Here is a 4,979-nt window from a genome sequence, read left to right as displayed (position 1 = left end):
AGCCTGACGGCGTGCAGCCACTGCCGCTGCAGGCCCACGCGGCGGGCCAGGGCGGGGTCGGCGCCGTAGGTGAAGTCACCGACGCACGGATGCTTCAGGGCGGCCATGTGGACCCGGATCTGATGGGTCCGACCCGTCTCGAGCGTGATCTCCAGGAGGCTGGCGAACCGGTGCGCCTCCAGCGTCCGGTAGTGCGTGACGCTGTGCCGGCCGCCCGATTGGTCAGACATGACGGCGAACTTGTAGTCGGCCCTGGGGTGCCGTCCGATCGGTGCGTCGACGGTCCCCTCGAGCGGATCCGGGTGGCCCTGGACGAGCGCGTGGTAGGTCTTGTCGACGGCACGGCGACGGAACGCGTTCTTCAGCAGCGAGTAGCCGTGCTCGGACTTGCAGATGACCATCACCCCGGACGTGCCGACGTCGAGCCGCTGCACGATCCCCTGCCGCTCGGAGGCACCGCTGGTCGCGATCCGGAACCCGGCCCCGGCGAGGTGGCCGACGACGGTCGGGCCGGACCATCCCGGCGAGGGGTGTACGGCGACTCCCACCGGCTTGTCGATCACCACGATCGAGTCGTCGTCGTGGATGATCTTGATCCCCTCGACGATCTCGGGGACGACCTCGAGCTGGTCGACCCGAGCCGGGATGGTGACGTCGAGGGTCTCGCCCGGCGACACCCGCTCGCTCTTGCTGGTGGTGGCGCCCTCGACCAGGACGTGGCCCTCGGCGATGAGCTCTGCGGCGCGGGTCCGGGACACTCCGAAGATGCGCGAGAGAACCGAGTCGAGCCGCTCCCCCGCCATCCCGTCGGGAACGGTGACGACCCGGTGGTCGGCCCTCACGCCTCCCGCTCCCGGGCCGCGACGCGGGTCCCGTCGACGCCGATGCCCCGGACCGCCTGGATCAGGATGAGGCCCGCCGCGACGTTGATGCAGATGTCGGCGATGTTGAAGACCGGCCAGTTCGGCACCATCAGGAAGTCGACGACGTGCCCGCGCAGCGGACCCGGCTCACGCAGGATGCGGTCGGTGAGGTTGCCGCAGACGCCGCCGAGGAGGAGCCCCAGGGCCCAGGCCCAGGTCCGATTCCCGACCCGGCGAGCGAAGTAGAGGACCACCACCGCGGCAGCGAGCGCGATTCCGCTGAGGAGGAGGGTGAACTCCGTCCCGGTGCTGAACGCGGCACCGGGGTTGCGCGTCAGGTGCAGCACGAGCCACTTGCCGGCCAGCTCGACGTCCGCGGTCGAGAGCTTCTCGACCGCCAGGGACTTGGTGGCGACGTCGATCGCGTAAGCCACCACAGCGACGACGGCGAAGATCAGCCTGTACCGCGTCGCTGCCCCGGGAGGTGGAGTCGAAGGGGATGGTCCGGTGTCGCTCAGCGACGTTCCTCGCGCTGCTTGCATGTCATGCACAGTGTGGCACGGGGGAAGGCCATCGCTCTCATCTTGCCGATGGGGTTCCCGCACGACTCGCAGATCCCGTAGGTGCCGTTGTCGATGCGGGCGAGCGCGCGGTCGATCTGGGCCAGCTTCTCGCGCTCGTTGTTGAGCACGGTCAGCTCGTGGTCGCGCTCGAAGCTGGTGGCGCCCATGTCGGCCTGGTCGTGCCCGGCACCGTCACCGGCGTCGCGCATCAGCCCGACGAGCTCGGCCTCCTGCGCCTCGAGGGCGCGGGTGACTCGCTCCCGGTCCTCGTGCAGCTCGTCGAGGACCTCCTTGATCTCCGCCTTGGTCCAGGCGCCTTCGCCCTCCTTGACCTTGAGGGCACTGGCCTTCGTGGCCGCCGTCGCGGTCGTCGGTGCCTTCTTGGCCGGTGCCTTCTTGGCCGGCGCCTTGGTCGCGGCAGCCTTTTTGGCCGGCGCCTTCTTGGCCGGCGCCTTCGTCACGGCAGTCTTCTTCGCGGGCGCCTTGGTCGCGGCAGCCTTCTTCACCGGCGCCTTCGCAGGCTTGCTCGCCGGCGCCTTCTTCGCGGCAGTCTTCTTGACCGCGGCCTTCGCAGGCGCCTTCTTGGCCGGCGCCTTCTTGGCCGGCGCCTTCTTGGCCGGCGCCTTCTTGGCCGGCGCCTTCGTCGCGGCAGCCTTCTTCGCGGGCGCCTTCTTCGCCGGCGCCTTGGCGGCGGTCTTCTTCGCCGCGGGGGCGCTCTTGGCCGGCGCAGACTTCTTCGAGTTGGCCTTGGACGACTTGCGCGCAATGACCTTGCGGGCCGCGGACGCTGCCGAACCGGCAAGCGACTTTCTGGTGCTGCGAGCCATGAACTGAGGCCTTCCCTCGAGTCGGGCGCCAATGTGGCGGGAGCCACAGTGTCGACGGGAGGGTAGCCGTTGACCGAGAGCGACTCAAACTCGGCACGCCGGACATGACGACGCGGCCGGTCTCCCATGGAGACCGACCGCGTCGGAGCTGCGGAGCTGAGGGGCTGTCAGCCGTCCTCGTCGCCCAGGATCGAACGGAGCCGCTTGGGTGCGACGGGCTCCTGGCCAGGTCGACCCGAGTCGCCTGGACCCTCAAGGGCCTCGAGCTGCTGCGTGAAGTAGCTCTTCAGCCGCGAGCGGTACTCACGCTCGAAGGAACGCAGGTTCTCGACGTCGGCGTTGAGCTTGTCGCGCTGCTTCTCCAGCTCGCCGAACATCTGCTGACGGCGCTCGGCGGTCTCGGAGTCGAGCATCTGCGCACGCGAGCGGGCCTCCGCCTCGAGGCGGTCCGCCTTGCCCTTGGACTCGGAGTCGAGCCGCTCGGCCTTGGTGCGCGCCTCCCCCACGATCCGGTCGGCTTCGTTCTTCGCCTCCTCGACCAGCTCGTCGGCGTTGCGGGTGGCGATCTCGAGCAGACGGGCCGCGGCGTTGGAGGCCTCGGGAACCGTCTCCACCCGGATCGTCTCGACCGAGGACTCCGCCACAGCGGCGGCCGGGGCCTTGGGCTCCGGCTTCGGCTCGGGCGTGGGCTCGGGCTTCGGCGGCTCCGGGGCCTTCTGCGGCACCGGTGGCGGCGCAGCCACCGTCGCATCGCCGGACTGCGCCGCGGACAACTTCGCCCTCAGGTCGTCGTTCTCCTTGGTGAGGCGACCGAGCTCGGCCTCCACCTCATCGAGGAACTGGTCGACCTCTCCCATGTCGTACCCCTCGCGGAGACGCACCGGAGTAAAGCGCTTGTTGCTCACGTCCTCAGGCGTCAGCGGCATGACCTCACCCATTCCTTGGTCGGGTACACGAAAGTCTGTCGGTCGAACAATAGCGCTTGATCCGGGTGTCTCAATCGTCGGTCGCGGTTCATGACAGGTTGAACACCACCTGAGTCACCCGCAGCAGGACGTACGCAGCCACCAGCACGATCAGAAAGCTCAGGTCCAGAGCGAAGTTGCCGATGCGCAGTGGCGGAATCACCCGGCGCAGCGCCTTGATCGGGGGGTCGGTCACGGAATAGACGACCTCGAGAATCACCAGCAGCACCCCGCGGGGAGTCCAGGACCTCGCAAATACCTGGACCCAGTCGACCACAAAACGGACCCACAGCAGGGCGATGAAGATGAATAAGAGGACATAGATGATCGAGCCGACGATCTGCATCGGGTCGGGGCCTCAGCTCTGGTTGAAGAATCCACCCTCGGCGATTCGCTGCTTGTCCTCGGCAGCGACGGTCACGTTGGGCGGGGACAGCAGGAACACCTTGTTGGTCACGCGCTCGATGCTGCCACGCGTCGCGAACACCAGGCCGGCGGCGAAGTCGACGAGACGCTTGGCGTCGGTGTCGTCCATCTCGGAGAGATTCATGATCACCGGCGTGCCGTCGCGGAAGTTCTCGCCCACCGTGCGCGCCTCGTTGTAGGTGCGCGGGTGAAGCGTCGTGATGCGGGACAATTCGGCTACCACTCCTGTGGGGCCGGCAGCCGGCCGGCGGCGCTCGGCGAGGTCGGACACGGATGCACGGGCGGGTGCGGGCTGGGGACTCCGTCCGGCCGGCACCGAGGGGGGGTGGCCGGAGGTCTCGTAGTCGTCGCCGTCGTAGTCGTCGTACCGGGTGTCCTCGAGCAGGCCGAGGTATTCACCGATCCTGCGCATCGCGCCGCTCATGACTTCGTCCTCCGGTAACTCCTGCGCCCTGCGGCGCTGATGTGTGTTTTGGACACTACTTGACCTGTGGCCTCGATCCGAGGATCGCCGTGCCGATGCGCACGTGTGTCGCGCCGGCCCGAACGGCCTCCTCGAGGTCTGCACTCATCCCGGCCGAGAGCCAGGTCGCCTCCGGTCGCAAGGCGACGAGGTCGGCGTGGATCGCGGAGAGCCGCTGGTAGGGGCCGCGGGGATCGACACCGAGGGGGGCGACCGCCATCAGCCCCCGCAGCCGGAGCATCCCGGCCGCCTCGATCGCCTCGGCCAGGGCCGGGACGTCGGCGGGGGCTGCCCCGGAGCGGCCCTCGGCGTCCGGGTCGTCGAGGCTGACCTGGATCAGGCAGTCGACCGGGCGCGAACGTCCGTGGGCGCCCTGATCGAGCCGGCTCACCAGCTTGCGGCGGTCCACGGACTCCACGACGTCGGCGTACGTCGCCACCGCCGCGGCCTTGTTGCTCTGCAGCCCACCGACGAAGTGCCACCGCACGTCGAGGTCGCGGCACTCGGCCGCCTTGGCCTCCGCTTCCTGGTGCCGGTTCTCCCCCAGGTCGGTGACGCCGAGCTCGGCCAGGAGCCGGACGTCGGAGACCGGGAAGAACTTGGTGACCACGACCAGGGTGACCTCGGCAGGGTCACGGCCGGAGTCCCCGCACGCGGCCACGATCCGTTCACGCACGCGTGCGAGGTTCGCCGCGACCTCGTCGCGGCGCGCGCTCGACCGGCCGGTCACGGGGCAGGCTCCTCACGCAGCCTGATCAGCCCGGCCAGCCGTCCGGCCTGATGTGCGTCCCGCCGGTAGGAGTAGAGGTCGGCCGACTCGCGGGTGCAGCGGGAGACGTCGTGGACGGAGACGCCCTCGGCCGCCAGCTGGG

Annotated in this window: 8 protein-coding genes; all 8 read right to left on the bottom strand. The window is 69.4% G+C overall.

The window, feature by feature from the left end; translation table 11 throughout:
* The coding region (locus VFN12_RS01795) for an RluA family pseudouridine synthase (protein ID WP_325116833.1) at nt 1-803 on the bottom strand (803 nt) is incomplete at its 3' end.
* A 35-nt stretch (nt 804-838) separates the two neighbouring features.
* Nucleotides 839-1,405, bottom strand: coding sequence for a signal peptidase II (gene lspA, locus VFN12_RS01790; protein ID WP_325116831.1), 567 nt, complete (start codon nt 1,403-1,405; stop codon nt 839-841).
* On the bottom strand, nt 1,378-2,253 hold the full coding sequence (locus VFN12_RS01785) for a TraR/DksA family transcriptional regulator (RefSeq protein ID WP_325116830.1): 876 nt from the start codon (nt 2,251-2,253) through the stop codon (nt 1,378-1,380). Before VFN12_RS01785 ends, lspA begins: the two co-directional genes overlap by 28 nt.
* Nucleotides 2,254-2,420: 167 nt before the next feature.
* Nucleotides 2,421-3,179 (bottom strand): DivIVA domain-containing protein, encoded by a 759-nt coding sequence (locus VFN12_RS01780; protein WP_325116829.1) that lies wholly within the window; start codon nt 3,177-3,179, stop codon nt 2,421-2,423.
* 88 nt (nt 3,180-3,267) lie between these two features.
* Nucleotides 3,268-3,564 carry a YggT family protein gene (locus VFN12_RS01775; protein WP_325116828.1) on the bottom strand — a complete coding sequence of 99 codons (297 nt, stop codon included), beginning with the start codon at nt 3,562-3,564 and terminating at the stop codon, nt 3,268-3,270.
* A gap of 12 nt (nt 3,565-3,576) precedes the next feature.
* A complete protein-coding gene (locus VFN12_RS01770) occupies nt 3,577-4,068 on the bottom strand; it encodes a cell division protein SepF (protein WP_325116827.1) in 492 nt (163 codons plus the stop codon).
* A 55-nt stretch (nt 4,069-4,123) separates the two neighbouring features.
* Nucleotides 4,124-4,837, bottom strand: a complete 714-nt coding sequence (locus VFN12_RS01765) for a YggS family pyridoxal phosphate-dependent enzyme (protein WP_325116826.1) — start codon at nt 4,835-4,837, stop codon at nt 4,124-4,126.
* On the bottom strand, nt 4,834-4,974 hold the full coding sequence (locus VFN12_RS01760; protein WP_325116832.1) for a laccase domain-containing protein: 141 nt from the start codon (nt 4,972-4,974) through the stop codon (nt 4,834-4,836). The genes VFN12_RS01765 and VFN12_RS01760 overlap by 4 nt, the downstream gene beginning before the upstream one ends.
* Nucleotides 4,975-4,979: the final 5 nt, after the last annotated feature.

Source organism: Nocardioides sp. (assembly GCF_035703625.1).
GTDB lineage: Bacteria > Actinomycetota > Actinomycetes > Propionibacteriales > Nocardioidaceae > Nocardioides.
This window is presented reverse-complemented; position numbering and strand designations above follow the sequence as displayed.